We start from the raw sequence: 26,333 nt of genomic DNA, 5'->3' as shown, positions 1-26,333 counted from the left end.
GCTCACACTCCTGAATCAGGCCGGACGAATCCTGCTCATTGAGGGATAACGCCTGTGCAGAATAGGCCTGCCCCCCCGGATCACCAATAACCAATCGGCGGGTAATCCGTTAGACCAATCTATCAGGCGACCTGTTGCAGAATGTCGCGCAGGCGATCCAGCGCGATATCGATGTCCAGCGTCTCGATGGCGCCGAAGCCGAAGTACATCCCGCTTCTGGCCGGCTGCTGGTAATAGAAGCCGTCGATGGCGTATAGGCCGACTTCGACCTTTTTCGCCAGTTCGATCACCAGCGGCAAGTCGATCGGCACCCGGCAGAACACCGCCATATGAAAGCCCGCGCTCGCCGGCACGGCCTCCAGCCACGGCGCGAGGTCGGTGGCCATGCGCGCCAGGATCCGCTCGCGGCGCTGGGCGTAAATGGTGTGGCAGCGGCGAATGTGCTTGAGCAGGCAGCCCTCGGCGATGAACTTGGCCAGCGCCCATTGCGGCAGGGTGGAAGCGTGCAGATCGGTGAGCTGCTTGGCACGGATCACCGCTTCGAGGATCGCTGGCGGCAGAATCGCGTAACCGAGCCGCAGCTCCGGCAGCAGGGTCTTGGAGAAGGTGCCGACGTAAGCCACGATGCCGCGCTGATCGAGGTTGTGCAGCGAATCCGTCGGCCGGCCCTCGTAGCGGAACTCGCTGTCATAGTCGTCCTCGATGATGATCGCGCCGAGCTCGTAGGCCCGGGCCAGCAAGGCCTCGCGCCGCGCCTGACTCATCGACATGCCCAGCGGGAACTGGTGCGACGGCGTCACGTAGATCAACCGGGTGCCGTCGGGAATGTGCTGCACCTGAATCCCTTCCGCATCCACCGGCACCCCGACCACGGTGGCGCCGTGAGTGCCGAACAGCAGCCGCGCCGGCGGATAACCCGGATCTTCCATCGCCACCAGACTGCCGGGGCGCAGCAGCACCCGGGCGATCAGGTCCAGCGCCTGCTGCGCGCCGTTGCACACCACGATGTCTTCGTCCTGGCAGTTCACGCCACGGGAGAACGCAATGTGCCGGGCAATCGCATTGCGCAGCGCCGGCAAGCCTTCCGCCACGCTGTAGAAACCTTTGGAGCCGGCCATTTGCCGCATGGCGTGGGACACACAGCGGCGCCAGTCATCGTGGGGGAACTGGCCCTTGCTGGTGGCACCGCCGATGAAGTCGTAGCGCAGCGAGCCTTCCAGCGTCGGATGGCGCAAGAACACCGGCAGGTTGCACCAGCTCTCGATCACCTCGGAACTGGCCAGCTCGGAATGACTTTGCTTGCGCTGCACCGGCGTGGCGCGAGCGTTGACGTAAGTGCCTTTGCCGATCACCCCGGTGAGGAAGTTTTCGTAAGTCAGCTGCGCGTAAGTGTCGGAAATGGTCTTGCGCGAAATCCCCAGTTGCTCGGCGAGCAAGCGGCTGGGCGGCAGTTGCGTGCCGGCGGCCAGACGCCCGGATTCAATAGCGCCGCGCAGTTGCTGATACAACTGACCGGCCAGATCCTTGCGGCCGTTGATCACGACATGAAGTTCCATACCGACGGGGCTCCTGGGGGCGAATGAGGCGGATTGTGCGCCCGCCAGATTACTCCCGAATGCACGCGGGGCAGAAGTTGCGCGGAGCAAAAACCGGAAATTGGTCAAGGATCAGTGGTCTGCCGGTTTTCCGTTGAATTGGGGCTGTAACCCTGGCGCACCAGCGCTTACCGTGAAATCACTCTTCTGCTGCCCGAGGCCCGCCCATGTCCCCGCGTCTGGATTACTACAGCGCTTCACCCAAAGCCATGAAAGCGATGATTGCCCTGGAAGCGCTGACCAGCAGCCTGAGCATCGAGGCGCCGTTGCTGCACCTGATCAAGATCCGCGCCTCGCAACTCAACGGCTGCGCGTTCTGCACCGACATGCATTCGGTGGAAGCGCGGCGGGCAGGGGAGACGGATCGACGGCTGTACGCCATCGCGGTCTGGCGCGACAGCGGCTTCTTCAATCTGCGCGAGCGGGCGGCGCTGGCCTGGACCGAGGCGGTGACGCTGCTTGCGGATAGCCGGGTGCCTGACGATGTTTATCAGCAGGCGCGGGAACAGTTCAACGAGACGGAGCTGGTGGACCTGACCATGGCTGTCAGCACCATCAACAGCTGGAATCGTCTGGCGGTGAGTTTTCGGCAGATTCCCAGCGATTGATCACGAGCCATCTCCCAAGCCCCCCACACGGTGATCGTTCCCACGCTCCGCGTGGGAATGCCTCTGGGGACGCTCCGCGTCCAGTGACGCAGAGCGTCACGGGCTGCATTCCCACGCAGGAGCGTGGGAACGATCAAAGTTAGTTCGGCGGCCGCTGCGGTTTCACCGACGTGCCAAACGTATTGCCCATCCGCGTACTGGTAGCCGCCGGCGTCGCCAACCCCACCTGATTCGGCGGCCGCTTGTTGACCGGCACATTCATCGCTTCCTGATTCTTCTGCGCAGCCGCCGCGCCGTCGGGGTTGTTGCCCATCTGCTGGCTCAGGCAGTCGTAATTCGGCGCCTTGTAACCGCCCACGGTCACCTCGACGCAACCCACTGCCTGCTCGGCATGCACGCCGCCCGACAGCGTCAACAACAACCCGCTCAGCGCCAATGTCCACAGTGATTTCATGCTGGCCTCCTGGCCGGCCCGAAGGGGCCGCTCTAGCTCAAGAGTCTAGTGCAACGGCGGCGCGGATCCCGTGATGGTTTTTTTGCAGTGGCCGTCACACCAGATTCATAAACAGCCCTCAGGATGACGGTTTTCAGGGATACATCAGCCGTGCAGCGAGGCCGTGCCAGGGAGGATGTTGTGCGCTCAGCGCTCATGCGCCAGCTCTGTCTGGGGCTGCTGCTTGGCTTGTTTCTGAGCCGCGCCAGCGCCGACCCGGTGCCGGCATCGATGCGCATGACGTTGCACATCCCGGCCCAGGAACTGGCCCGCGCTCTCGATCAGTTCAGTCGCGCCACCGGCATGGCGGTGCTGGTCGACAGCCAGTTGAGTCGCGGTCGACGTTCGTTGGCGGTGGATGGCGAATTCACCGCCGCCGAAGCGCTGCGCCGGATGCTCGGCGGCAGCGGGTTGATGGCCAAGTACAGCCGCGACGACGCGTTCACCTTGCAAGTAGCGCAAGTCGAGGACGTGCCAATGCCGGCGGAGAAACCGACCCCCGCCAGCGTCGCGGTCAACCGCAGTTATGCCGCGGCGGTACAGGCCGCGATTGAACGCAACCTGTGCCGCTCGCCGCTGACCCGGCCCGGCAGTTTTCGCGCGGTGTTGCAGCTGTGGATCGGTCGCGACGGCGTGGTGCAGCACAACCGGTTGGTCACCTCGACCGGCGATGTTCGGCGCGATGCCGCGCTGGTAGACAGTTTTCACACGCTCAGGATCGACCGGCCGACACCCGGCGCATTGCGCCAGCCAGTCACGTTGCTGTTGTTACCCGAATCGTCAGGAAAGCGCATGGAATGCACACAATGGGAAGGAGTTTCCGGGGGATGAAAGACGCCGGACAAAGTTCGATGGTCCAGCTGTTCCTGACGTCCTACGAGGACTTTCGGGTGCGCCTGCGACGCCGTCTCGGCTCGGAGGACCTGGCCAACGACGTGCTGCACGAAACCTACCTGCGGGTCGACCGCATGGAAGCGCCGCCGAACCTGCTGCGGCCCAACGCCTACCTCTATCGCATGGCCCTGAACATCGCCGCCGACCGCCGCCAGGCCGATGCGCGGCTGCTCACCGGCAGCGAAATCGAAGAACTGCTGCAAGTCAGCGACGAAGCGCTGGACCCGATGCGCGTAGTCGGCGGCCAAAAGGAAATCCAGTCCCTGCTCAGCGCCCTCTACGAACTGCCGGCCCGGCGCCGCCGGATCTTCATCGCCGCACGCCTGGAAGAAGCGCCGCACCTGGAAATCTCCCAGCGTTTCGGCATCTCCACGCGCATGGTCGAGAAGGAAATCAAGGCTGCCCTCGGACACTGCGCGGCCAAACTGGAAAGAAAAGTGTTTCAGCGGTTCGGTCGCGGGGCCGGAAAACCGTCTAGTGAATGAAGCTCCGATTGAGTGTCCCGATCAACCCGTCGAGTACCTGTGCGTTTGAACATCTTCCGTCTGACACCTGCCGAGCCCACGCCTGCCGAGCGTCTGCAAAGCGAAGCCCGCGACTGGCTGATCCTGCTGACCTCCGGCCGCGCCACGGTCGCCGACGCCCGAGCGCTGCGCCAGTGGTGCGCCCAAAGCCCTGAACACGCCCGCGCCTTCGAAGAGTGCAAGGCGTTGTGGCACCTGCTGCAACCGGCGGCCGAAGCGACGCAGGCGCCACGCCGGTTTGGACGTCGGGCCTTTCTCGGCGGCGCGATTGCTGCGTCGGCAGCGTTCCTGCTGGTGCGCGGCACGATCCCGGGCGGGTTCTCCGGGCTTGGCGCCGATTACATCACTGAAGTCGGCCAGCAACGTCGCGTCGAACCGGCCGATGGCTTGAGCTTGGAACTGAACACCCAGACCCGCATCAACCAACGTTCGGTGGATGAGGGCGTGCAGGGTTTTGAACTGGTCAGCGGCGAAGTCGAAGTGCAGACCGCGCGATTACCGATGGCGATGCAGGCCGGTGGCGGTTGGCTGCGGGCGAGCAGGGCGCGGTTCAACCTGCGCAACCTCGATCAACAGGTGTGCGTGACGTGCCTGGATGGCGCAGTAGAAGTGGAAGTTGAGGGTCGTAGCCTGCGCCTGGAACCGGGTCAGCAATTGACCTACGACGCGCAACAGGTTGGCACGGTGCAAAGCGTCGACACGGCGGCGGTGATGAACTGGCGTCAGCAGGTGCTGGTATTCAACGGCGCGACGCTGAGCCAGATGATCGACGAGATCAACCGCTATCGCCCGGGGATGTTGTTGCTGCTGAATCGCGATCTCGGCCAGCGCCGGGTGCAGGCGCGTTTCTCCCTCGATCAACTGGCCGGCGTAGGCGCGTTGATTCGCGATGCCTACGGCGTCAAATGCACCGAGTTACCGGGCGGCGTAGTCGTCCTCAGCTGATCACTGCAAGGGTCCCATGACTTGCCGGTACTTCTCCGACCCTTGCGGTGTCTGCCGGGTCAACCGCACCTCCAACCCCAACGGATCCTCCCGCCGATTCCCGCTCAACTGCCGCCACCCCTTGTCCATCTCCCAAACCCGCACCTGCAAATCACTCACCTCACCCAACACCGCCACCCCAGCCGCCGGCGCCGGCAACGGATACCGACTACGCGCCGGCGCCACCGCGCGATACAACGTGTCCCCCTTGAGCCACCAGCGCACCCGCTGCAAAGCCCCCGGCTGATCCGCCGCGCTCCGAATGATGTCCAGCCGAAACCCCTTGCTGTCACTGCTGCGCACCGTAAGCGCAGGCGGGGCCGTCGCCGGTTCATCCTCGGTGCCGACCTTCTTCGGCTCCGTCAGCTCGATCCCGGCGCGCATCTCCACATCCCGCTGCATCTGATTCAACGCCCGTAACAGACTGTCACTCTGCTCGCCACTGGCCTGCAAATGGCTGTCGGCGCGGGTGACACTGTCCAGCCCCTTCCAGGCAATCAGACTGACCACCGCCATCAACAGAATCGCGACCATCACCTCGATCAGCGTAAAACCTTGTTGTCTGTTCATTGCACGCTAATCCGGCCCGAAGCATCGCGCAGCACACTCAACCGATTGAGCCCGTCAGACAGCGTCAACTGCAGCGGCGGATTGATCCACTCCGCGTTCAGCACCACCTTCTGTTTCGGCTCCACCCGCACCTCCAGCTTCGGACTCTGCCAGGGACGCGGCCGCAACTGCGGGTCCCGATCAAAATGATCAAAGCCCTTGCCATTGTCACTGCGCCGACTGAACCGAAACCCCTTGCCATCGCTCAACCACGCAATCGGCCGGCCATCGGCGCGAGCCTCGGCCTGCGCAATCTGCAGCAACTGCGCCACGCGCTCGGCATCCTTGCGCAGCAACTGCAACGGATCGGGCTTGATACTCAGACTGATCGCCGCACTGGCGATGCCGATGATCACCAGCACCACCATCAACTCGATCAGCGTAAAACCCTGCTGCCTGCACCGGTTCATCGAATGCGCACTCCTTTGCGTCCAGCCCCGTCCCAAAAAACCATCCTGCACGGCCAACATGTAAGGCGTGTGAAATAAAACCGTGAGAATTGCCGCGTAGTCTGGTCACCGGGACTAAAAGGAGATTCAGCCCATGAGATTCACCGCACGCTTTTCACCCCCCCAAATCATCCAGGCCGCCGCACTGCTGGCCGCCCTGGTCGGCATCGCCACCTGGTCATCCCTGCTCCTGACCACCGCCGAATCCCACACCCCGGCCGCCACGCCGCAACTGCTCGCTGCACGTAGCGACAACCCCGCGTTGCAATGGTTTTCCAATCGCACGGCGCCGGTGGAGATCAAGGTCAGCGGCGTGATGGCGGGGAGTCGGGGAGCGGTGGCGATACTTAGCCTCAACGATGGGCCGCCGAGGAGCTTTTTGCAGGGGGAACGGGTGAGTCCTGGCGTGAAGTTAGTGGCGGTGGAGGGGGATGGGGTGGTGATTGAGCAGGGTGGGGAGAGGGTGCGGTTGGGGGTGGAGAGGTTGGGGGAGGGGGTGGAGATGCCTAGGTTGGTTAGGCCGTAACTTTAAAGAGGGAGCGTGATGTTGGCGTTTCAGGCAGGTGGAAAGTAATGGATCGCCGGGGATGACCTTGAACGCTTTCGGCCATAAGCGGACACTCGGAAGCGACCGCTAACGGGCTAGCAGAAGTTCATAGCGGCTCCGCATTCGGTAAATAGCGACCTTCCGGTCACTTCTAATGATCGAATCCTTCAGTCTCTTACTGATGGGAAATGTCCTTGACATAATTTTTCTTAATAACTGGAATAAATCTTATTATGACGTCGCGAAACTTACACATGTTGCGCAAATGCTCATGCATCAGTTTTAACTCATATTGCGCCATTAGTGGTATTTCAGTTTTAGTGGGGGCAGTCAAGCGTTGATCATATAGCAGCCAAAGGCAAATAACATAGTCCTTGCCATGTATGTCTGCTATATCTGATTTTATATAATCTAAGTATTCTGATTTTTTTGTACTGTTGGACAAGCCTATGTGAGCCCTAATCTCGCTCAGGAAAGTTTGATCGTTAATAAATGCGTGACAGTAGAATTGAGCCTGTGAGAATAGGTAGTTTGTTGAGCAGGTGTTTTTATATGGCTTGCAATGGATGATTCGAATAAAACTAGCGTTGGTAAGATCTAGAATGTCGCAAAATTCTTTGTCTTTACGACCTGAGCCGATTTGAAGCTTTGCTTGATCAAATAGTACGCATGATGGTCGTATTGCACATATTTTTTTGTTAAATATGCTCTCTCTATTTTGCATTTTTACGTCATCACTGATGTCTATCCCTCTATAAATCTCCTCGCTTGTCTCTTCATGGAGTATATTTTTGGTGAAGTTGGTTATTTCAGTATAGAAGTCATTATCTACCTCAAGCCATTTTCCGTCGCTTAATACAAAATATTTACTTCCTAGGCTCTGCTCGAAAGATAGGCAGTTGTACAGGGGCCATCTTTTGTACCCTAACACCTGATCTTCTTCATATGAGTATGCATAAATAAATTTTGATTTAAGTTTTGCGGGTGTTATTTTGTCAAATGCCATGTGTTCAAAAATTTGGCATATGTCTAAGTATGCATAAGTCCTATCAGAGATTTTTTTATGGTTCGAATAGGTAAAGCCATAATCCGGATCGATTAGGACTTCTGGAATGCCAAGACTAATATTGCTCGTGTTTTTTAAGCGCAACTGAGTGATTAAAAGCTCGTCTAGTGCGTTATTTTCTGTTTCCGTTGCCTCGTCAAAATGCTTGTAATTGGGAAATAACTTGGTGTACTCCTTGCTAGCATAAGCCAGTAAAAAATCCTCACAATACTCGACTAGTGTCTGCCAGTTTAGCTTCTCTTTTCCGATAATTTTTATTGTTAAATTATTCCGACCTTGAAGGGTTATATTTTTGTGATCTTTCATATGGGCTGAAATATACCGCAGGTCTTCTGCTTCGCTGAGTCCAAAAGCGAAGGAGTCAACCGGCTTATTCACCTGCCTGTCAATATGTGTTGGGGTTATCGCGTGGCTCTCACTTTTTGTCTGACGTATTTCTTCGTTACCACACATATTCATTGCTGTTTTTATACCAAAGTCTGGTTCGAAAGCCTCGCGATCAAGATAGCTTACTGCACTCCGTCCAAAGGTTGCAGCAAAAACTCTACCGTTCACGGTTAAAAATAAAATCCCATTTGGGCTTTTGCTTTTTGCACTAAAGAGTAGTCCCTCGCCTGAAGGAAGTTTTTCGTTGATGAAATTTAGCCATGGTGGGTTTGATTTTGTCGTCGAGGTTTCAAAATATATAAATTGACAATCTGTGCCATTGATTGAGAACGTAAACTCTCTTGCTGATAGATTTTTTAAAACGTCTTTTTTTTGATCAAATATTGAGTCGGCTGTTTTATTTTCTCTTGCGAGAAAAAAAGATATTTGTGCGATTTCAACTCCCTGTTCGGCCATGGCGCTCCCTCGGGTTAATCACGTATTACTCACAGCTAAGCATCATTATTTCTTATGTCAATAAATAGCCATTGGCTTTTTTGAGCATATTGGGGAATTTTCTCTGAACAGGGAACTGAGGCCGAGTTCCTCCCTTCTCTTCTGGCCGACTAACGACCTTCACTCTGGTTAGCCATCCTTGTCATTCTATACGTGGAGCACATGTCATGAACATCATCGCTGCCCGCAGCGATCAGCCCTGGAACAAAGGAAAACTGGTCGGTCAGAAAGCTCCACTCAAATTGAGAGATATCTGGGCTATCCGGGTAAGGCTTCAAATAGCAGAACGAACCCGTGATCTCGGACTCTTCAATTTGTCCATCGACAGCAAGCTTCGGGCTTGCGACTTAATCAAGCTTCGCGTGCGCGACGTCGCCCATAGCGATCGTGTATCACCAAGAGCTGTGGTGATGCAGCAGAAGACGCCGCGGCCCGTGCAATTCGAGATACGGTTTGCTATCGCGGCCTAGATACATCAGGCGCAACTCCTCAGCGAAGACTGCCTTTTCCGAGCAAGTTGCATACCTCAGATCATCTATCCACGCGTTAGTACGCTCGTATCGTCAAAAGTGAAAAGGGGACTGATTATTTCGAGAAAATAGATCAGTTCCCTTTGTTACGCATTCCTCGGCTCACGCAGGCCGGATTAAATCCATTCGTGTAAAGTACCTTTGAGTTTCTTAAAATCCATAACGCTTCCAGTCGTAATATGCCATCAATCGACGAAAATGGTATCTGTTGTTGCAGCTGATTAGATGGTCATAGTTAGCGTGAAGGTATTCTCCTAGAATTTTTTGGTCTGCGAGCGGTAGCAGTGGGGTCATGCTAACTATTTCAGACTCTGTTGCTGTTGCAAGGAATTCCGCAAAAGGTGTTTTAGAGTATCTCGCAGTTTGGAGTGCGCTTGCGGTTGCGAAATCTTCTGCTTTTCGATTTGCGAGTCGATCAAGTTTTAGCCCTGATTTGTCATAGTCGGCTTTAGAATTAATGCCAAGCATTCTCAGATATTTAAACACGGGAACAAATTTTGTTTGGCTCGGAAGTAGAGATAAGGTTGTATCAACTAGTTTTCTGGCGTCAAAATTCTTGTTGTTTGAAATGAGGTCTTCAAAAATATCTCCGATGGAAATCCCTTTGTAGCCGGTTTCACCCACCTTTCCTATAACGCCAAGTCCAAATACAATCTCAATGTCGTTCTTGTCTTGGACTTGGTCGTAATCGACGACAGCAATTTTTTTGTCGGGATTCTGCCCTTTGACAATTTCGTAAACGCGTTCTTTGCAAAATCTTAATACCCGGGCTGGCAGTTTGCGTTCGAATTGTGCAATGGCATCGTAAACGGGAGTATAATTTTTTGTTTTAACAACCTTGACTGGTATCTGAATGGAGTCAAATTGAAGGTAGGAAGTTTCAATTGTTGGCCCGCCAAGAGGCTCATTTCTATCAATGAAAATTAAATTGTCTCTAAGTTTGTCAATATTTTCCCTGCCAATACATAGAGAAATAGATTTTAGAAGTTCTCTGATGTTTGTGTCGGAGATCGAGTAGCCTATAAAAACAACTGGGTGCTCTACAAATATAGTGATTAATTTTGAGGCTAGATACGCATTGCGATTGTTGTAGTCGTGGTAGTCGGAGTCCGTCAATACCAGAGATTCCGGTGTGCTGCAGCAACCATGGACTTTATAGATTTCTCCAATGTTCATGGTGTTGGAAAACAAAAGCTCTTTTTGTCCAATGTATACGGTGTGGTCTGGAAATAGGCTCTCAGTAAACATATCCCAATTCGTGGTGATTATCCCATCGACGTCGCACTCTTTCAGAGCATTGATTTCTTCTAATATGGCCGGGGAGATTTCAGCGAGGTGTTTGTGCTGTAGGTAGTCACATATTTCTAGCCGGAGTGGTGAAGTTCTATCGTTAATTAGATTTGCCGAGTCTTCTCTCTTTTTGCCATAGTCGTCATGACTCCACCACAAGTCGTGAAAATCATCAGCTATTAGCTGAGCCGATTTAGGCGTGTCATTATTAGCACTGCTTTTGTAGTAAGCGTAGGGTTTTCCGGTCAAACAAAATCGACTGAGCAACCCTTCCCAATCCTCAAGTCCTATGTATCGCCGGGAGAAGCCGGACCCCAAAAACAAAAATGGTCCGGATGATCTTTGGGAAAAAACGGAGCTGAGTTCTGCTTCGATGTCCATATGGGTAATCCTTTGAGCAAATTCATATTGGTCTGAAAAAGGGGACTGATTTATTTCCAAAAAATAAATCAGTCCCCTTTGTTTGCTCCTTTGTTTGCTTAACTGAACAAGCAAAGGGGACTGGAACCGGCGCTTTCGAAGAAGCTCTGAGTCAGTTTTCGGTTGGTTTAGCAAAGTCTCCAGTCGAGCCAGTGCAAAAAAAGGGAGCGGGTATATTTTCAGGAAATATATACGTTCCCTTTGAATGCTGTTGAGCTTGTGGCTTCTACTCCGTTTCCTCTGTGCGCCTCGAGTATTCTCTGTATATCAAGACAGGGCCGATCCCGGCGAAGGTCAGTCCGCGTAGGAAGCGTATGGGATTTAAGGCCTGCCCACGCATAGCTTCGGACATGATTGTCGTTGGGCTAAAGTGCGTAGATGCGACAAAGTATTTTGGCGCAAGCTCAAAGCCCTCCACACTCTTCACTGCTCCAGGAATTTGCACCTTGTTTTGAAAGCCAAAATACCGTTTGGCAAAAATTTTGACGATCGAGAAATCGTCCTTCATGAAATTCTTGATATACAAATTCTCAGGAACAATAGCGACGAGAGGAGTGCGCAGTATTTTAAATGATGGAACGAACAAAAACGCATACTGGAAACGGGCGTTCTTCACCAATTTGGCCCAGTCAGGATTAAGCGTGGATTGCATTTGCATGTTTGAGTACACCGTAGAACTCACGAATCCACCGAGGTAAACACGTCGCGCAGCATCTTTCACGAATTCGGCAATCTTTGGCGTCAGTCCAGTCGGGGGCGACACAATCTTGCTTTTGGGAACCAGGCCGCGTTCAAGTATGGATGGGTGGGCGCTTGGCGGAGCCACCGTGCCGAGCACTCGAACGCGCAAGGCAGCCGGAAGATTGTAAGCAGTCAGTGCGGCCCCAATAGCCCCTTCCATATATTCTGGCAGCTTGACGACACGCAGGATTTGGCCTTGAGGTGCGCAAGACGGACACGATGGCCCGTTATACTGTCCATGATCGACACATGTACTCATCGTGAGAGCCTCTTTGACGTCTGAGCGAGTAGAACAATAGAGATTGCCGAAAAGTGCGATTTATAGTTGATAGGCAGTAAAGACTAAAAAGTAGGAGGGTGGAGATTTTTTTAGGTGCACTATCAGTGCACGTAGCTTGAAGTAGTGGAAAAGGGGATGACATTTGTTCTGAGAGTAAATCAGCCCCCTCTGAACCCTCGAAATGGGGGCGTCGAGACGATTGCCTTCATCAAAAAGTACCCCACGATTCAGATGAAGTTCTACAACATCCACGCCAACGATGGAGAGATCAGGAATGTAGAGCGCCTGACAGCAGAGGAGCGGGGGTGGATTATTGATTACTGCAAGTATCGCTTGGGAATCGACACAGACTTGAAGACTCAGGATGACGTCGAGATGTGCCGCAAAAAATAGAAATGCTCATTTGGCCGAGGCTGTCAGTCACACCTGACAACCTCGGCCATTTTCTTTCCGGCTATTGAGCGACAGCAATCAGCAGCTTACGTATTCACCTCAACATGATCCAACGCCTGATTCACTGCCAACCCCGCAACCATAACCACCTGAGCAATACCCAGCGCTGTCTTACGGTGGGCGGGTTCCAGGATCGCGGCGAAGTTGCTGAGCATTTCGCTGGCGGAGCCGAGGGATTCGCTGGCGTTGGCGAGGAGGGATTCGCTGTTGTAGGCGGGGTTGGCCAGGAACATGGGGTCGTGTTTGGTGTGGCTGCCCATGATGCGCTGTTGTGGGGTGAGGTAGTGGTCGAGGGCGCGTTCGGCGGCTTCGTTGAGGGTTCGGGAGTCGGGGAATTTGTAGGGTGAAACCGGATCGGTTTCTGGTGGGTTGGGTGTTGGTTTGATCATTGATGTAACTCCAGTACTGATTGAATTGGAGTCAACCACTCTCGCTACCAAACGAGGGGGTGGCGACCATACGCAGGTTGGTAGACCGGAGCACTGGAACCGGCGCTTCCGAAGAAGCCCTGAGCATGGCCACCATAAATCCAGTCGCATAAATGCAACTGCATGAGGTGACGCGATGCGTCAGCGCTGCGGGCTACCAAACCCGATCACTGTTTTTCAGTGACCCGGAAACGATAAGACCCGCACCCTAGACGCACAAGCCGGCGGATTCTGGCGTAGTCGTAGGCAATGACGCAAGGCGTTGTAGCCTTGAGGACGTAACGGGCGGTGTCTTTTAAACGGGGATTTTTGGGGTGGTTAAACAGGTGAAAAAACAAAGCCATTTTCCCTGTCTGAAACCAAGTCGGCGCTCTTTCATTCAGTCGTTCCCTTGATTTTTCTTGCGGCGTAATAAATGACGGCTATCAAAAAGTGCTTGAGCTCCCACGCCCAAGCGCCCGCGAGCATGCAGATAACCAGAAAAGTAAAATACTGATGAAAGTCCGTATAGGGCGCTTTATGTGTGCTTTTCCCAACCAGTCCGAGGCTCATCAGGCTGATGCAAAAAGCACTCAAACACCGTAAGGCGAGATAGTAGAGGTCTATGACGTTGGTCGTGTACACCCAGCTTTTTGCGGATTCAGAAAACAAGGCAGACCACACCATATGAAACGCGCTTGCGTAGATGAAGCTCAGGCTTAGCCGTTGTGCCACGTCAACGCCGGAGTTCAGGAAAAATTCCGAATAGAAATGGTCGAGAGAAATACCCACCGGACGCAATAGGTCGAGGAAGGGAAACAGGGCAACTCCGCCTGCGAGATAGATAGCTACAAAAGCGATGATTTTCATCCCGCACTCCATTGCTTCCTATAACTGCATCGGCTGACGAGTTTTCGGCCGAGGAAGGCGAAAGCATAGCCGTCCTGGCAACTACCGGTAATTCAACCACTGGAGACTAGAGAGGCAGGGGAAAAAGAAGGGCTGATCTATTTCCAGAAAATATATCGGTCCCCTTTGTTTAGAAATCCGGATTTCCCCTACAACGAACACCGATCCATCCTGCATTCAAACCTGAGTCCGTTCGCCAAAGTCCCCCGTTTTCAGAACGGGACACGGACGTGACCAGACTCATCCCGCGAAGCGAACTCCATGGCCAGCGCGACCAAATCCTCGATTCCTACCAAGCTATGGAAGACTTCCGACAGGCATTGAATCGCCCGGACGAGCTGCCCGGATTCGACGACCTGTTAAACGCCATGGGCCTGCATCGTTCGAACTACATGCAAGGCGCGAATGAGCGAAAACTCATCGATGCTGTGCGTAACGGTGAGTGGGCACTGGTGAAACCGCGCACGGCTACAGACAGCGGCGGCGCCTCCTGGAACGCCTTCAAACACAAACCCGAGCCACCTCCCGCACAACACTTGGTGGAGGAACACGCCTACACCTTGCCGCAACCCGCTGAATCGGGTTTTCACATCGTTCAGAAACCCATGACGCTCGAAGCGCTTGAACGGGAGTTGTACGAAATCAGGCCCGGCGACTCACTGCGTCGCGAATTCCGCTCACTCAATCGACATCTCGGTGCGCAGGTCAAGCCTGGGCAAATGGTCTTGTTCAGCGACTCTCGCAACTACATGTGCCGGCGGGAAGAAGCACAGATGATGGCCGCTGCGGAGAAGGTGAACGAGGCGTTGAAAGATCTCTCGGATGAAGAGGCTTCGTTCATGGTTGAGCATCACGAAGTCATTGAGCCGTTTCTGGAGGTGTCGGCGGGGTCACTGGGGGTTGCCTCTTATATGATCGGGCAGCATCTGGATGGGCTGAAAAAAGCTTTGCAGGATATGGAACAACTGCACCAGCAGCACTATCGGCAGTACGGGCATCTTCGCTCGCCGGATTTTTTTGCACAGCGCAAACGTATCTTGACGAAGCTTGATAGTGGCCTTGGGTCGCTGGTACGCAAGGGAACCGGAATTGCCGATCACCCCAAGCTCAAGAGAGCACTGGGTTTGTCGACTCGAAGAACCATTCACCGTTGGGATAAAGCGGGAGGCCCCACTCAGTTGCCGGGATATGCGTCCAACATCGTTGGCGTTGCGCGGGCGGCAAAGTTCATGCAAATCGGAGGTTACGTCGGAATTGGTTTAGCAACAGGGGCGGCAACTCTACGAATCAACGAAGTGTGCCGTACCGGCACTGATCAAGAATGCCAGAAGGTTAAATTCATCGAAGGCAGCAAACTGGCAGGTAACGTTGGAACAACTGTCGCGGCAACCACATATACCGCACCGCTCACAATGGAGTATTGCGCAGGTGTTGCACTAAAAACACGAGGCATCGGCGGCGTTATTTGCGTCCTCGTCATCAGCGGCGCGACAGCTTCTGTAGCAGGTAATACGGGATCTAAGATTGGCGATGTCCTCGGTGAGATCGTTTACGAAGCTACCTCAAATGATTGAAATCAAACTTCTGTTCGCCGCCACTGGCATTGGGTTATTGGTGCTGATCATTTCCAACGTTCTGGTGATGATTTATGTCGGGTATTTCAAGCTTTCCGAAATCGAGTCGCACCTTGAAAATTGTTATCTGCTCCAGAATTGCCCACAGAAAGGAAGTGCCGGTTTTTGGGCGCGCAGGTACAGGCTCAATCTGATCACTGCTTTGCTTCGCAAGCGTCCTTCGCGCCTGTTGCTGGATAATCCGAACGCCCTCGAAGATGTCCGGCGTCTTCCGCTGAATTTGCGGCGGTGGGTCGAAATTCCATATCGATTGAATGCATTTTCTCTGCTGGGAATTCTGGCCTTGTATGGTTGGGCGGAATATCTAGGGCTGTTCGAGTAAGCGCCGTTGAGAGGCGGTCCTCTATAAAAGGGCTATAGCGAGTCGGTAGCGTGCCGTTGAGACAGAAAAAAGATGACTGACTGTGGTGAGTTTTCAGGACAAAAAATCTACGAGTATTCCGAATAATGGAAATCACCCAATCAGCATTTGCCTGGGCCTTTGGAGCGCTGATCCTGCTGGGCATCATCAACTGCGCAATGATTTTCTACGCCGTTTATACAAAACTCGAAGCGCTGGAAAACCACTTTGACGAGTGGCTATACCTGATTACGGACTGGCGTTCTTCAGGTGGGAGTTTTCACTGGAGAACTCTTCGAATGGCAGAGGTCAGCCGGTTGATTACCTCCAAGAGTATCCAACGGCAGGAACCGTTGCTGATCGACGCCGTTCAGCGCCTTCCCAAAGACCTGAAGTTCTGGGCCACGCGTCCATTTCATGTCGGCTATTTTGTATGCGGCGGGACTGCGATGCTTTGGCATTACGGGAAATACAGAGGTTTTTTGTAGGAGCAGGTGTCTTTAATGGTCCGAGGCTTCGGGCGGGCTATGGATTTTCGGGGCGGCTAAGCAACGTCTCCAGCCGAGCCAGCGGCGGCGCTTCCTGGCTGCGATCAAAAACTTGCACACCAACCTTCAACAACCGCCCATTCTCCGCCCCCCCAATCACCTGCTCACACCGCAACAACAACCTCCCTTGATCACACTCCATCGCCTTGACCCCCATCGGCAATCTCCCTTCCAACCGAAGTTCAGCCATCCGACTCTGCGCCGCAATCATCGCAATCGAACGATCCCGCAATATCCCGCTGCTCTGCGTCATCAACCCCGCCACGCGCACGGCGGCGGACATGGCGACGGCGATGATCGCCAGCGCGACGAGCACTTCAATCAGGGTGAATCCGGCTTGCGGGGAGGGGGTGCGCATCGGGGTCTCGGGCGGTCGGGCAGCCCTTGACGCTAACGCCCGTGCTTGACGGCTTGACGACGAAAACACCCGAGGATTTTCAACATCCCTGACATATCTTCTTGCAACACTGCGCGTCGAATCGAATCAAGCCAGGGAATGACGAGATGGATATCGCGCAATTCAAACAGCCCAATCGACCGAGCCGGATGCCCCGTGGGCAGCAGGGTTTCACGCTGATCGAGATCATGGTGGTCGTGGTGATTCTCGGGATTCTGGCGGCGATGGTGGTGCCCAAGGTGCTCGACCGGCCGGATCAGGCGCGGGCCACGGCGGCGAAGCAGGACATCGGCGGGTTGATGCAGGCGCTGAAACTGTATCGCCTCGATCACGGCACTTACCCGAGCCAGAGCCAGGGCCTGAAAGTACTGGTGGAACGGCCGGCCGATGCAAAGAATACCAACTGGCGCTCGTACCTGGAGCGTCTGCCGAATGACCCGTGGGGTCGTCCTTATCAGTACCTCAATCCCGGTGCCAACGGCGAGATCGACATCTTTTCCCTCGGCGCCGACGGTCAGCCTGACGGCGATGGTGTGAATGCCGACATCGGTTCCTGGCAGTTGTAAGGCCGGTCATGAACAGCCAATCGAACCAGCAGGGGATGGCGATCATCAGTGCGCTGCTGATTGCGGCGGTGGTCGCGGTGATCGCTGCCGGCATGCTGACCCGCCAGAGCGTTTCGACCCGGGCGCTGGAAGCCGAGCAACTGCGTGTGCAGGGCCGTTGGGTGTTGCACGGCGGGCTGGAGATCAGCCGGCAATTGTTGTGGGACGCGCGGCAGCGTGATCCGCTGACCCGACTCGATCAACCCTGGGCGCAGCGGTTGAACACCCAGGGTTTCGAAGGGCGGCTGGAGGACGAGCAGGGCAAGTTCAACCTGCGCAATCTGGTGGCCAACGAGCGGATCGATGACGCGCAGGTGCAGGCGTTCGAGCGCTTGTGCGAGTTGATCGGTGTCAGCAGCGGCTTGAGCCGGCGCATCAGTCAGCGGGTGATCGGCTCTTATCCGCACCTGTTGAATGCCCAAGTGGTGGACAAGCCTGTGGCGAAAAACACTTTCGACAGCGGGCGCGCCACGTCGCCGTCCGCTTCGCGCCAACCGCAATCGCCGACCTTGCCGATGCTGCGCACGCTTGACGATCTGCGCAGTGTCGACGGGGTCAACGATGCGGTGTTGGCGAAACTCGCGCCGTACCTGACGGTGATTCCGGCGACCACCTGGCTCAACGGCAACACCGCCACGGCGCCAGTGCTGGCGGCTTATGTGCCGGGGCTGTCGCTGGAGCGGGCGCAGGCGTTGATCAATGAGCGTGATGCCGGGCGCTGGTTCATCAATCGCGGGGATTTCGTCAATCGCCTGCGACTGCCGCAATTGGAGATCACCAGCGTCAAGGTCGGCATCACCAGCGACTGGTTTCGGCTGCGCGGGCAGGCGCGGCGCGATCAGCGGCGGGTCAGCCTCGATGCGTTACTGCATCGCAGTGAAGACCGCTTGCCGCAAGTGATCTGGTCGCGGGTGGGCGTATGAGCCAGTTGCGCGTGAGTTTGCCGCCGCTGGCGGAACTGAGTCTCGACAGTGAATTGGATTGTGCTTGGCTGGATCGACAGGGGCAGGTCGTTCGCCAGGAACGCGTGCGGCTCGGCGCGCTGCCGAAGCAACCGCTGGTGTGCTTTCTGCACCCGTCGGACAGCCTGTTGGCGAGCATTGATCTGCCGCCGCTGCCTGCGAACAAAACCGCTGCGGCTGTGCAATGCGCAGCGCAGGCCTTGATGCTCGGCGACAGCGCCGAGATGCACATCGCCCACAGTGCTCGCAATGAAAGTGGCCAGGTGCAGATTGCCTGGGTCTCACGCAAGGATTTGCAGCACCTCGGGCAATTCGGCTTGAACCTCAAAGGCCTGTACCCGGCGGCCTACAGCTTGCCGGTGATGGCCGGCGGCGTCGGCTGTCTGCACGACGAGCATCTGTTGCTGCGCCACGGCTCGAACGCGGCGCAGGTGCAGCCGATGATCGACGAAGCGTGGCTGCTGGAAACCGGTCTGCCGGCGCACTGGATCGGTGACGGTGCACCCGAAGCGGTGCAATCGACATTGGCCGACACGCAGCGCAACGCCGGCCCGTTGCCGAACTGGGGCCTGCACGGCGGCCTCCAGCAACCGGGCACCGAGCATCGCGGCTGGGGCAGAGCGCTCGGTTGTTGTGCGCTGGCGCTGGCGGTGTGGGTGATCGGTTTGAACCTGTACGCCGCTCGCGAGGCCGGGCAGGGCCAGCAGCTCAAGGCGCAAATGGCGCAGCGGGTGAAGCAGGCGTTCCCCGAGTTGCCGGTGATCCTCAACCCGCTGCAACAGGCCCGTCAGCAAATCGCGGCGCGCCAGCAAGGCGCGGTGGATGCGCCGGGGCAGGATTTCACGCGACTGGTGTCGCAGGCCGGCAGTGGCATGCCGTCCATGGCGGGCACGGTGCAGCGTCTGGAATTCGTCGACGGTGCGTTGCAATTGAGTCTGCTGCCCGAGGCCCGGCGTTCGGGCAACGACAAGGACTGGCAAGGCACGCTGGCCCAGGCCGGCATCAGCATCAGCCCGAATGACGACGGCTGGGTCTTGCGCCCGGCCGGCGAGGCGACCGCCGCCACCGACAACGATGACAGCAGCGGAGCCGAAGATGAATAGCCCCTCGCTTGCGAAATACCGCGCCGGTTGGCAGCGCTTCAATGCTCAGTTGCAGGCCCGTTGGCAGCCGTTGGCGTTGCGGGAAAAACGCATGGTCGGCGGCATGGCGGCGCTGTTGCTGGGGCTGTTTGTATGGGTGGCGTTGGTTCAGCCGCCGCTGAAGAAGATCGCCGCCTCGCAAGTCGAAACGCCAAAACTGCGCGCCCAGGCCGAAGCGCTGGAAGTGCTGTTGCGCGACGTCAGCGTGCGCCCCGACGGGCAAAACCTGGAGCAGTCGCTGCAACAGACCTTGCAGGCCAGCGGACTGGGCGGCCATTACCAATTGGCGGCCGCGTCCGCCGGCTGGCAGTTGACCTTCGATGCGGCACCGGCCGACGCCGTGCTCGACTGGCTGCTGAGCCAACCCCGGAATTTTTCACTGCAAGTGGTCGAGGCCCGTCTGCAACGCGCAGACGACGCCGCGACCGATGACACGGCCGGCACTCTGTCGGGCACCGTACGCATGGATCAGGCGCTGGGCGCTAAGGAAGCTTCATGAAGGGGTCAGGATCCAAACGCATGGCGTTGCCGATGCTGTTGATGGCATTGAGCGCGTGCAGCAACACCACGCCACCGAATCAACCGCCGCTGCTGGTGGACAGCGAACTCGGCCGGCCGCTGGCCAACACCCAGCGCAGTGGCGACGCGGTGCTTGACCGCGAGCGCGCGCAGGCTCAGGTCAGACCGGCGCCGAAGCAGTTGCACAACATCACCGAACGCGCTCGCAGCGGTGGTTCGGCGCGCGGCACGACGTTGCCGGCCAACCCGTTGGGCGATCAACCGGTGACGCTGAATTTTGTCGACGCGGATATTCAAGCGGTGGTGCGGGCGTTGTCGCGTTCCACCGGTCAACAGTTTCTGGTCGACCCTCGGGTCAAGGGCAACCTGACGCTGGTCTCCGAAGGCCAGGTGCCGGCGCATCAGGCCTACGACATGTTGCTGGCGGCGCTGCGCATGCAGGGTTTCAGCGTGGTGGATGTCGGCGGTGTGGCGCAGGTGGTGCCGGAGGCCGACGCCAAGTTGCTCGGCGGGCCGATCTACAGCGCCGACAAACCGGCCGGCAACGGCATGCTCACCCGCACGTTCCGCCTGCAATACGAGAACGCGGTGAACCTGATCCCGGTGCTGCGCCCGATCGTCTCGCCGAACAACCCGATCAACGCCTATCCGGGCAACAACACTATCGTCGTCACCGATTACGCCGAGAACCTGACGCGGGTCGCCCAGTTGATCCAGACCATCGACACCCCGACCGCCATCGACACCGACGTGGTGCAGATCCAGAACGGCATCGCCGCCGACATCGCGCCGATGGTCGCCGACCTGCTCGACGCGCCGGGCAATGATCCAACGCAGAAAATCGCGGTGATCGGCGACCCGCGCTCGAACACCATCATCATCCGCGCCGGCAGCCCCGAGCGCACGGAGCTGGCGCGCAACCTGATCTACAAACTCGACAACGCCCAGAGCAACCCGAGCAATCTGCACGTGGTGTATCTGCGCAACGCCCAGGCCGGCAAACTGGCCCAGGCACTGCGCGGTTTGTTGACCGGCGAGAGCGACAGCGGCACCAGCGACAGTGCGCGTTCGGTGCTCAGCGCCATGGGCAGTTCCACCAACTCGAGCGGTGGGCAGAACGGCCAGAGCGGCACGCAAACCAACGGCAGCACCTCGACCACTAACAGCGGCAGCACCGGCGGCAGCTACGCCCAGGGCAGCAGCGCCACCAGTGGCAGCGGCAATGCGCAGAGCAGCGAGCAGAACGTTGCCTTCAGCGCTGGCGGCGTGACCATTCAGGCGGACGCGACCACCAACACCTTGCTGATTTCCGCGCCGGAACCGCTGTACCGCAACCTGCGTGAAGTCATTGACCTGCTCGACCAGCGCCGCGCGCAAGTGGTGATCGAAAGCCTGATCGTCGAAGTCGGCGAGGACGATGCCAGCGAATTCGGCGTGCAATGGCAGACCGGCAATCTGGCCGGCAATGGCGTGATCGGCGGCGCCAACCTTGGCGGCTCAGGGATCAACGTCAATGGCAAAACCAGTGTTGATGTGCTGCCCAAAGGGCTCAACCTCGGCTACGTCAACGGCACCGTTGACATCCCCGGCATCGGCAAGATTCTCGACCTGAAAGTGCTGGCCCGGGCGCTGAAGAGCAAGGGCGGCACCAACGTGCTGTCGACGCCGAACCTGCTGACCCTGGACAACGAAGCCGCGAGCATTTTTGTCGGTCAGACCATTCCGTTTGTCAGCGGCAGCTACGTCACCGGCGGCGGGGGCACCAGCAACAACCCGTTCCAGACCGTGACCCGTGAAGAAGTCGGTTTGAAGCTCAACGTGCGGCCGCAGATTTCCGAGGGCGGCACGGTGAAGCTCGACATCTATCAGGAAGTCAGCAGCATCGACGAGCGCGCTTCGGCGGCTTCGACTTCGGCGGGGATTGTCACCAGCAAACGCGCGATCGACACCAGTATCTTGCTCGACGACGGCCAGATCATGGTGCTCGGCGGTCTGCTGCAGGACGGCTACAGCCAGAGCAACGACGCAGTGCCTTGGTTGTCGACGATTCCGGGGATCGGCGCGCTGTTTCGCAACGAGCGCCGCTCGATCACCAAGACCAACCTGATGGTGTTCCTGCGCCCGTACATCATTCGCGACAGTGCGGCGGGGCGCAGCATCACGCTTAACCGCTACGACTTCATGCGCCGCGCTCAGGGCGGTCTGCAACCGGAACGCAGCTGGGCGATGCCTGACATGCAGGCGCCGCAATTGCCGACCGCGGCGCAGGGCGTGCCGGCGACGCTGCCGGGGACAGGCCCGCGCGCGACCATCAAAGCGGTGCCGCTGCAATGAGCGCATTGCCCTACGCCTGGGCCAAGGCGCAGCGGATTCTGCTGCGCGACGGCGTGCTGACGGTGTGCCCGTCGACGCCGGGCTGGTCGATCAGCGAAGTACGGCGGCAGTTCGGCGCGACGAGGCTTGAGCGGGTGCGCGATGACGAACTCGACGGCCTGCTGGCCTCTGCCTACGCCGATACTGGCAGCGCGGCGGCGGTGGTCGGCGCGGCGGAAAACGAAGTCGACCTCGACCGCCTGATGCAGGACATGCCGGAAATCACCGATCTGCTTGACACCCAGGACGGCGCGCCGGTGATCCGCATGATCAACGCCTTGCTCACGCAAGCGGCGCGGGACGAGGCCAGCGACATTCATATCGAACCGTTCGAAACCCATTCGGTGGTGCGCTACCGGGTCGACGGAACGCTGCGCGACGTGGTCTCGCCGCGCAAGGCGTTGCACGGCGCGCTGGTGTCGCGGATCAAGATCATGGCGCAGCTCGATATCGCCGAGAAACGATTGCCGCAGGATGGTCGCATTGCCTTGCGCGTAGCGGGACGGCCGATCGACATTCGTGTTTCCACCGTGCCCACCGGTCATGGTGAGCGGGTGGTGATGCGTCTGCTGGACAAGCAGGCCGGGCGTTTGCATCTGGAAACGTTGGGCATGGACGCGCAGGTGCTGGCCAAGCTCGATCACCTGATCCGCCAGCCCCACGGCATTGTGCTGGTCACCGGCCCGACTGGTAGCGGCAAAACGACGAGTTTGTATGCGGCGCTGGCGCGACTGGATGCGAGCACCAGCAACATTCTTACCGTGGAAGACCCGGTGGAATACGACTTGCCGGGGATCAGCCAGATTCAGGTCAACGCCAAGATCGACATGACCTTCGCCCTCGCGCTACGCGCCATTCTGCGCCAGGACCCGGACATCATCATGATCGGCGAGATCCGCGACCTCGAAACCGCGCAGATTGCAGTGCAGGCTTCGCTGACCGGTCACCTGGTGCTCGCGACCCTGCACACCAACGACGCGGTGTCGGCGGTCAACCGCTTGGTCGACATGGGCGTCGAGCCGTTTCTGCTGGCCTCGTCGATGCTCGGCGTGTTGGCCCAGCGCTTGGTACGGCGGCTGTGCAACCAGTGCAAACAGGAAGACCCGGCCACACCCGGCACCTGGCGCCCTGTGGGTTGTGCGGCATGCAATCACACCGGTTACAGCGGCCGTACCGGCATTCACGAGTTGTTCTGCATCGATGACGACATCCGCACCCTGATTCACCAAGGGGCAGGGGAGCAGGCGCTGCGTGCGGCGGCGAGCAAGGCCGGGATGTTCAGCCTGCGCGAGGACGGCGAGCGCTGGATTCGCAGCGGTGCCACGGCGCCGGAAGAAATCCTTCGTGTGACACGGGACGCCTGATGAATCGCTATCGTTTTGAGGCCGCCGATGCCAGCGGCAAGATCGAATCCGGGCATCTGGAAGCGGAGAGTCAGGGCGCCGCGTTTGGCGTGCTGCGCGGTCGAGGTTTGACGGCGTTGTCGGTGGAGAAGGAAAGCAACGTCTCCCAGCATGGCGGCGGTGGATTGTTCAGCGCCAGGCTGTCGGATAACGATCTGGCGTGGGCCACCCGGCAACTGTCGAGCTTGCTCGGCGCCAGCCTGCCGCTGGAGGCCGCGCTGAGTGCCACGGTCGAACAGGCCGAGAAAAAGCACATCGCCCACACCCTCAGCGCCGTACGCGCCGACGTGCGCAGCGGCATGCGCCTGGCCGAAGCGCTGGCGGCGCGGCCACGGGATTTTCCGGAAATCTACCGGGCACTGATTGCGGCGGGCGAGGAGTCTGGTGATCTGGCGCAGGTGATGGAGCGGCTGGCGGATTACATTGAGGAACGCAACAACCTGCGCGGCAAGATCCTCACCGCGTTCATCTATCCCGGCGTGGTGGGGCTGGTGTCGATCGGCATCGTGATTTTTCTGCTCAGCTACGTGGTGCCGCAGGTGGTCAGTGCGTTTTCCCAGGCGCGGCAGGATCTGCCGGGGCTGACGCTGGCGATGCTCAATGCCAGTGATTTCATCCGTGCGTGGGGCTGGCTGTGCGCCGGCGTCATGGCCGGCGCGTTCTGGAGCTGGCGCCTGTATCTGCGCAATCCGGCGGCGCGCTTGAGTTGGCATCATCGGGTGCTGAAGTTGCCGCTGATCGGGCGGTTTGTGCTGGGGCTGAACACCGCACGGTTCGCCTCGACCCTGGCGATTCTCGGTGGCGCCGGGGTGCCGTTGTTGCGCGCGTTGGAAGCGGCGCGGCAGACGCTGTCGAATGATCGTCTGAGCCTGAGCGTCAATGAGGCCACCGCCAAGGTGCGCGAGGGCGTCAACCTGGCGGCAGCGCTGAAAGTGGAGAACGTGTTCCCGCCGGTGCTGATTCACCTGATCGCCAGCGGCGAAAAAACCGGCGCGCTGCCACCGATGCTTGAGCGTGCGGCACAAACCCTGTCTCGTGATATCGAGCGCCGGGCGATGGGCATGACTGCGTTGCTGGAGCCGTTGATGATCGTGGTGATGGGCGGGGTGGTTTTGGTGATTGTGATGGCGGTGTTGCTGCCGATCATCGAGATCAACCAACTCGTGCAGTAGTTTTCTCAACTTTTTTTACCGGCGCCGGATCTCACCCGAGCGCCAAAAACAGCATCCTCGGGTTCTCCTTTCTGTCATCTGCAACGGCCCTTCAAGGGCTGTGGCCGACTCCCTCGAAAAGCGTGTCTTAGACCCTCCGGATAACCACCAGAACACCCGAGAAAATCCCTCGAAAATCAGCCTGCACCTCCCGAGGTTTTTTCCTTTATCTGTCACCGGAAACTGCGAATTTCTCAGTGCGACTTAACCACGGACCCCGCTTGCGAAGGTCAGCGGTGAGTCCTCCCAGTGTCATGCAAGCAATCCGAAAACCTGTGTTCCCAACCTAGTTGAAAAGGAGATTCTTCATGTTCAAGCGCACTCTGATCGCAGCTTCCCTGACCGTCGCTGCCCTGGCTTCCGCCCAGGCCATGGCCGCCAACGTAACCGGTGGTGGCGCGACTCTGCCTGCCGCTCTGTACAAAGGTTCTGCCAACAGCATCCTGCCAGCCAACTTCAGCTACCTGGGCACAGGCAGCGGCGTGGGTAAAGTGGCTTTCCTGACCAACGATTCGACGCAGTTCAAAACCACCGGTACGGTTCACTTCGCTGGCAGCGACTCGGTGCTCAGCGCTACCGAAATCGGTAACTACAACACCGCTTACAGCACCACTTACGGCCCGCTGATCCAACTGCCTTCGGTCGCCACTTCGGTTGCCATTCCTTACAAAAAGACCGGCCAGACCGCTCTGAACCTGACCAGCGCTCAGCTGTGCGACGTGTTCTCGGGCACTGCCACCAAGTGGGGCGACCTGCTGAACAACTCTGACGCCACCCCGATTCGCGTTGTGTATCGCTCCACTTCCAGCGGCACTTCGGAAATCCTCACTCGCCACCTGAACGCGGTTTGCCCAACCAAGTTCGCCGTCACCACCACGTTCGCCAACACCCTGAAGCCAGCCGGCACTCCACTGCCAACCACTTTCGTAGGCGTGGTTAACACCTCTGACGTCGCTGCTGCCGTGAACGCTGTTGACGGTTCCATCGGCTACGTGGGTCCGGATGGCGTGAATGCCAACAGCAATGCCGTCGTTTCGCGCGTCAACGGTGTTCAGCCGACCACCGCAAACGTCACTACCGCATTGTCTTCGGCCACACTGCCAGTCAACCCGGCTGATCCAGCTCAGTGGGCTCCGGTTGTTGCCAACCCAGCCACCGGTTACCCAATTGCTGCCTACACCAACTTCATCTTCGGCCAGTGCTACAAGGATGCATCCGTGGCTGCTGACGTGAAGGCCTTCCTGACCACTCACTACAGCGTTCCAGGCAACACCGTTGCGACCGTGGCTCACGGCTTCAGCGTGGTTCCGACCAACTGGAAAAACGCTGTGACCGCCAACTTCATCACCAACTCCACCGGCAACAACCTGGACATCAACAACGCCAGCGTCTGCAACACTGTTGGCCGTCCTCTGTAAGGTTTCACTTCAAGTCAGCGGTTTGAATGGCAGCCCCTTTTGGGGCTGCCATTTTTTTTGCCGGAACCGCGCGCAATTACTCCCCCAACATGAAGTTTGT

27 protein-coding genes and 1 pseudogene are annotated in these 26,333 nt (G+C 57.7%); 18 read left to right on the top strand and 10 right to left on the bottom strand.

Translation table 11 applies throughout. The annotated features are described in order from the left end of the window. Nucleotides 1-122: 122 nt before the first annotated feature. Nucleotides 123-1,556, bottom strand: coding sequence for a MocR-like pyridoxine biosynthesis transcription factor PdxR (gene pdxR, locus IF199_RS17180; RefSeq protein WP_102620978.1), 1,434 nt, complete (start codon nucleotides 1,554-1,556; stop codon nucleotides 123-125). Between the two features lie 206 nt (nucleotides 1,557-1,762). On the opposite strand from pdxR, the gene IF199_RS17175 reads away from it, so the two are divergent. Beyond that, nucleotides 1,763-2,203 (top strand): carboxymuconolactone decarboxylase family protein, encoded by a 441-nt coding sequence (locus tag IF199_RS17175; protein WP_096820026.1) that lies wholly within the window; start codon nucleotides 1,763-1,765, stop codon nucleotides 2,201-2,203. Nucleotides 2,204-2,342: 139 nt separating this feature from the next. Here IF199_RS17175 and IF199_RS17170 read toward each other — a convergent pair whose 3' ends face one another. Continuing rightward, on the bottom strand, nucleotides 2,343-2,657 hold the full coding sequence (locus IF199_RS17170) for a hypothetical protein (protein WP_025109823.1): 315 nt from the start codon (nucleotides 2,655-2,657) through the stop codon (nucleotides 2,343-2,345). Between the two features lie 195 nt (nucleotides 2,658-2,852). On the opposite strand from IF199_RS17170, the gene IF199_RS17165 reads away from it, so the two are divergent. From IF199_RS17165 to IF199_RS17155, 3 genes are read left to right on the top strand one after another with little or no spacing between them, the layout of a single operon-like run. Next, nucleotides 2,853-3,527, top strand: coding sequence for a secretin and TonB N-terminal domain-containing protein (locus IF199_RS17165; RefSeq protein ID WP_192560967.1), 675 nt, complete (start codon nucleotides 2,853-2,855; stop codon nucleotides 3,525-3,527). Further along, on the top strand, nucleotides 3,524-4,075 hold the full coding sequence (locus IF199_RS17160) for an RNA polymerase sigma factor (protein ID WP_102620981.1): 552 nt from the start codon (nucleotides 3,524-3,526) through the stop codon (nucleotides 4,073-4,075). Before IF199_RS17165 ends, IF199_RS17160 begins: the two co-directional genes overlap by 4 nt. A 45-nt stretch (nucleotides 4,076-4,120) precedes the next feature. Further along, entirely contained in the window at nucleotides 4,121-5,059 is a 939-nt protein-coding gene (locus IF199_RS17155) for a FecR family protein (protein ID WP_102620987.1), read from the top strand. Here IF199_RS17155 and IF199_RS17150 read toward each other — a convergent pair whose 3' ends face one another. Together IF199_RS17150 and gspH are read right to left on the bottom strand one after the other, a co-directional pair. Further along, nucleotides 5,060-5,668, bottom strand: coding sequence for a prepilin-type N-terminal cleavage/methylation domain-containing protein (locus tag IF199_RS17150; protein WP_192558203.1), 609 nt, complete (start codon nucleotides 5,666-5,668; stop codon nucleotides 5,060-5,062). Then, nucleotides 5,665-6,117 carry a type II secretion system minor pseudopilin GspH gene (gene gspH, locus IF199_RS17145; RefSeq protein ID WP_192558202.1) on the bottom strand — a complete coding sequence of 151 codons (453 nt, stop codon included), beginning with the start codon at nucleotides 6,115-6,117 and terminating at the stop codon, nucleotides 5,665-5,667. The genes IF199_RS17150 and gspH overlap by 4 nt, the downstream gene beginning before the upstream one ends. A 133-nt stretch (nucleotides 6,118-6,250) precedes the next feature. On the opposite strand from gspH, the gene IF199_RS17140 reads away from it, so the two are divergent. Then, the gene (locus IF199_RS17140) at nucleotides 6,251-6,682 is read left to right on the top strand and encodes a type II secretion system protein N (protein ID WP_134023270.1); all 432 of its coding nucleotides are present in this window, start codon (nucleotides 6,251-6,253) and stop codon (nucleotides 6,680-6,682) included. A gap of 196 nt (nucleotides 6,683-6,878) precedes the next feature. Here IF199_RS17140 and IF199_RS17135 read toward each other — a convergent pair whose 3' ends face one another. Beyond that, nucleotides 6,879-8,612 (bottom strand): DUF6119 family protein, encoded by a 1,734-nt coding sequence (locus IF199_RS17135; protein WP_192558201.1) that lies wholly within the window; start codon nucleotides 8,610-8,612, stop codon nucleotides 6,879-6,881. 206 nt (nucleotides 8,613-8,818) lie between these two features. On the opposite strand from IF199_RS17135, the pseudogene IF199_RS17130 reads away from it, so the two are divergent. Beyond that, nucleotides 8,819-9,198, top strand: a pseudogene (locus tag IF199_RS17130) (site-specific integrase); the annotation flags it as partial. Nucleotides 9,199-9,331: 133 nt separating this feature from the next. Here IF199_RS17130 and IF199_RS17125 read toward each other — a convergent pair. Next, nucleotides 9,332-10,852: an SIR2 family protein gene (locus IF199_RS17125; RefSeq protein WP_192558200.1), complete on the bottom strand. Its 1,521-nt coding sequence runs from the start codon at nucleotides 10,850-10,852 to the stop codon at nucleotides 9,332-9,334. Between the two features lie 265 nt (nucleotides 10,853-11,117). Further along, complete coding sequence (locus IF199_RS17120; protein WP_192558199.1) at nucleotides 11,118-11,891, bottom strand: hypothetical protein; 774 nt, start codon at nucleotides 11,889-11,891, stop codon at nucleotides 11,118-11,120. Nucleotides 11,892-12,047: 156 nt separating this feature from the next. On the opposite strand from IF199_RS17120, the gene IF199_RS17115 reads away from it, so the two are divergent. Next, complete coding sequence (locus tag IF199_RS17115; protein WP_244142397.1) at nucleotides 12,048-12,305, top strand: hypothetical protein; 258 nt, start codon at nucleotides 12,048-12,050, stop codon at nucleotides 12,303-12,305. 86 nt (nucleotides 12,306-12,391) lie between these two features. On the opposite strand, the gene IF199_RS17110 is transcribed toward IF199_RS17115, so the two are convergent. Next, the gene (locus tag IF199_RS17110) at nucleotides 12,392-12,754 is read right to left on the bottom strand and encodes a DUF6124 family protein (RefSeq protein WP_192558198.1); all 363 of its coding nucleotides are present in this window, start codon (nucleotides 12,752-12,754) and stop codon (nucleotides 12,392-12,394) included. A gap of 414 nt (nucleotides 12,755-13,168) precedes the next feature. Further along, entirely contained in the window at nucleotides 13,169-13,642 is a 474-nt protein-coding gene (locus IF199_RS17105; RefSeq protein WP_192558197.1) for a hypothetical protein, read from the bottom strand. A gap of 269 nt (nucleotides 13,643-13,911) precedes the next feature. On the opposite strand from IF199_RS17105, the gene IF199_RS17100 reads away from it, so the two are divergent. The 3 genes from IF199_RS17100 (at nucleotide 13,912) to IF199_RS17090 (ending at nucleotide 16,143) form a co-directional block, all read left to right on the top strand. Beyond that, nucleotides 13,912-15,255, top strand: coding sequence for a hypothetical protein (locus IF199_RS17100; protein WP_192558196.1), 1,344 nt, complete (start codon nucleotides 13,912-13,914; stop codon nucleotides 15,253-15,255). Then, on the top strand, nucleotides 15,248-15,637 hold the full coding sequence (locus IF199_RS17095) for a hypothetical protein (protein ID WP_192558195.1): 390 nt from the start codon (nucleotides 15,248-15,250) through the stop codon (nucleotides 15,635-15,637). Before IF199_RS17100 ends, IF199_RS17095 begins: the two co-directional genes overlap by 8 nt. Before the next feature lie 125 nt (nucleotides 15,638-15,762). Then, nucleotides 15,763-16,143 (top strand): hypothetical protein, encoded by a 381-nt coding sequence (locus IF199_RS17090; protein ID WP_192558194.1) that lies wholly within the window; start codon nucleotides 15,763-15,765, stop codon nucleotides 16,141-16,143. Between the two features lie 37 nt (nucleotides 16,144-16,180). Here the strand turns inward: IF199_RS17090 and gspI are convergent, their stop codons facing one another. Next, nucleotides 16,181-16,561 carry a type II secretion system minor pseudopilin GspI gene (gspI, locus tag IF199_RS17085; protein WP_192558193.1) on the bottom strand — a complete coding sequence of 127 codons (381 nt, stop codon included), beginning with the start codon at nucleotides 16,559-16,561 and terminating at the stop codon, nucleotides 16,181-16,183. Between the two features lie 146 nt (nucleotides 16,562-16,707). Between gspI and gspG the strand changes: the two genes are divergently transcribed. The 8 genes from gspG (at nucleotide 16,708) to IF199_RS17045 (ending at nucleotide 26,233) form a co-directional block, all read left to right on the top strand. After that, nucleotides 16,708-17,166: a type II secretion system major pseudopilin GspG gene (gspG, locus tag IF199_RS17080; RefSeq protein WP_007959380.1), complete on the top strand. Its 459-nt coding sequence runs from the start codon at nucleotides 16,708-16,710 to the stop codon at nucleotides 17,164-17,166. Between the two features lie 8 nt (nucleotides 17,167-17,174). After that, nucleotides 17,175-18,128, top strand: coding sequence for a type II secretion system minor pseudopilin GspK (gene gspK / locus IF199_RS17075; RefSeq protein WP_192558192.1), 954 nt, complete (start codon nucleotides 17,175-17,177; stop codon nucleotides 18,126-18,128). Beyond that, nucleotides 18,125-19,270 carry a type II secretion system protein GspL gene (gspL, locus tag IF199_RS17070; RefSeq protein ID WP_192558191.1) on the top strand — a complete coding sequence of 382 codons (1,146 nt, stop codon included), beginning with the start codon at nucleotides 18,125-18,127 and terminating at the stop codon, nucleotides 19,268-19,270. Before gspK ends, gspL begins: the two co-directional genes overlap by 4 nt. Then, nucleotides 19,263-19,808, top strand: a complete 546-nt coding sequence (gene gspM, locus IF199_RS17065; RefSeq protein WP_074690249.1) for a type II secretion system protein GspM — start codon at nucleotides 19,263-19,265, stop codon at nucleotides 19,806-19,808. The genes gspL and gspM overlap by 8 nt, the downstream gene beginning before the upstream one ends. Beyond that, on the top strand, nucleotides 19,805-22,162 hold the full coding sequence (gene gspD / locus IF199_RS17060) for a type II secretion system secretin GspD (RefSeq protein ID WP_192558190.1): 2,358 nt from the start codon (nucleotides 19,805-19,807) through the stop codon (nucleotides 22,160-22,162). Before gspM ends, gspD begins: the two co-directional genes overlap by 4 nt. Next, nucleotides 22,159-23,565, top strand: a complete 1,407-nt coding sequence (gene gspE / locus IF199_RS17055; protein ID WP_192558189.1) for a type II secretion system ATPase GspE — start codon at nucleotides 22,159-22,161, stop codon at nucleotides 23,563-23,565. The genes gspD and gspE overlap by 4 nt, the downstream gene beginning before the upstream one ends. After that, complete coding sequence (gene gspF / locus IF199_RS17050; RefSeq protein ID WP_085654186.1) at nucleotides 23,565-24,776, top strand: type II secretion system inner membrane protein GspF; 1,212 nt, start codon at nucleotides 23,565-23,567, stop codon at nucleotides 24,774-24,776. The genes gspE and gspF overlap by 1 nt, the downstream gene beginning before the upstream one ends. 347 nt (nucleotides 24,777-25,123) lie before the next feature. Next, a complete protein-coding gene (locus tag IF199_RS17045; RefSeq protein ID WP_102621803.1) occupies nucleotides 25,124-26,233 on the top strand; it encodes a substrate-binding domain-containing protein in 1,110 nt (369 codons plus the stop codon). The last annotated feature ends 100 nt before the right edge of the window (nucleotides 26,234-26,333 follow it).

Origin of the sequence: Pseudomonas allokribbensis (genome assembly GCF_014863605.1) — a bacterium.
GTDB lineage: Bacteria > Pseudomonadota > Gammaproteobacteria > Pseudomonadales > Pseudomonadaceae > Aquipseudomonas > Aquipseudomonas allokribbensis.
The sequence above is the reverse complement of the archived record's forward strand: the minus strand, read 5'-3'. Positions and strand labels throughout refer to the sequence as shown.

Bases quoted from the DNA above. Each gene is read 5' to 3' on its own strand.
- pdxR (WP_102620978.1), bottom strand. From the start codon at position 1,556: ATGGAACTTCATGTCGTGATCAACGGCCGCAAGGATCTGGCCGGTCAG.
- IF199_RS17175 (WP_096820026.1), top strand. From the start codon at position 1,763: ATGTCCCCGCGTCTGGATTACTACAGCGCTTCACCCAAAGCCATGAAA.
- IF199_RS17170 (WP_025109823.1), bottom strand. From the start codon at position 2,657: ATGAAATCACTGTGGACATTGGCGCTGAGCGGGTTGTTGTTGACGCTG.
- IF199_RS17165 (WP_192560967.1), top strand. From the start codon at position 2,853: ATGCGCCAGCTCTGTCTGGGGCTGCTGCTTGGCTTGTTTCTGAGCCGC.
- IF199_RS17160 (WP_102620981.1), top strand. From the start codon at position 3,524: ATGAAAGACGCCGGACAAAGTTCGATGGTCCAGCTGTTCCTGACGTCC.
- IF199_RS17150 (WP_192558203.1), bottom strand. From the start codon at position 5,668: ATGAACAGACAACAAGGTTTTACGCTGATCGAGGTGATGGTCGCGATT.
- gspH (WP_192558202.1), bottom strand. From the start codon at position 6,117: ATGAACCGGTGCAGGCAGCAGGGTTTTACGCTGATCGAGTTGATGGTG.
- IF199_RS17140 (WP_134023270.1), top strand. From the start codon at position 6,251: ATGAGATTCACCGCACGCTTTTCACCCCCCCAAATCATCCAGGCCGCC.
- IF199_RS17135 (WP_192558201.1), bottom strand. From the start codon at position 8,612: ATGGCCGAACAGGGAGTTGAAATCGCACAAATATCTTTTTTTCTCGCA.
- IF199_RS17125 (WP_192558200.1), bottom strand. From the start codon at position 10,852: ATGGACATCGAAGCAGAACTCAGCTCCGTTTTTTCCCAAAGATCATCC.
- IF199_RS17120 (WP_192558199.1), bottom strand. From the start codon at position 11,891: ATGAGTACATGTGTCGATCATGGACAGTATAACGGGCCATCGTGTCCG.
- IF199_RS17115 (WP_244142397.1), top strand. From the start codon at position 12,048: ATGACATTTGTTCTGAGAGTAAATCAGCCCCCTCTGAACCCTCGAAAT.
- IF199_RS17110 (WP_192558198.1), bottom strand. From the start codon at position 12,754: ATGATCAAACCAACACCCAACCCACCAGAAACCGATCCGGTTTCACCC.
- IF199_RS17105 (WP_192558197.1), bottom strand. From the start codon at position 13,642: ATGAAAATCATCGCTTTTGTAGCTATCTATCTCGCAGGCGGAGTTGCC.
- IF199_RS17095 (WP_192558195.1), top strand. From the start codon at position 15,248: ATGATTGAAATCAAACTTCTGTTCGCCGCCACTGGCATTGGGTTATTG.
- IF199_RS17090 (WP_192558194.1), top strand. From the start codon at position 15,763: ATGGAAATCACCCAATCAGCATTTGCCTGGGCCTTTGGAGCGCTGATC.
- gspI (WP_192558193.1), bottom strand. From the start codon at position 16,561: ATGCGCACCCCCTCCCCGCAAGCCGGATTCACCCTGATTGAAGTGCTC.
- gspG (WP_007959380.1), top strand. From the start codon at position 16,708: ATGGATATCGCGCAATTCAAACAGCCCAATCGACCGAGCCGGATGCCC.
- gspK (WP_192558192.1), top strand. From the start codon at position 17,175: ATGAACAGCCAATCGAACCAGCAGGGGATGGCGATCATCAGTGCGCTG.
- gspL (WP_192558191.1), top strand. From the start codon at position 18,125: ATGAGCCAGTTGCGCGTGAGTTTGCCGCCGCTGGCGGAACTGAGTCTC.
- gspM (WP_074690249.1), top strand. From the start codon at position 19,263: ATGAATAGCCCCTCGCTTGCGAAATACCGCGCCGGTTGGCAGCGCTTC.
- gspD (WP_192558190.1), top strand. From the start codon at position 19,805: ATGAAGGGGTCAGGATCCAAACGCATGGCGTTGCCGATGCTGTTGATG.
- gspE (WP_192558189.1), top strand. From the start codon at position 22,159: ATGAGCGCATTGCCCTACGCCTGGGCCAAGGCGCAGCGGATTCTGCTG.
- gspF (WP_085654186.1), top strand. From the start codon at position 23,565: ATGAATCGCTATCGTTTTGAGGCCGCCGATGCCAGCGGCAAGATCGAA.
- IF199_RS17045 (WP_102621803.1), top strand. From the start codon at position 25,124: ATGTTCAAGCGCACTCTGATCGCAGCTTCCCTGACCGTCGCTGCCCTG.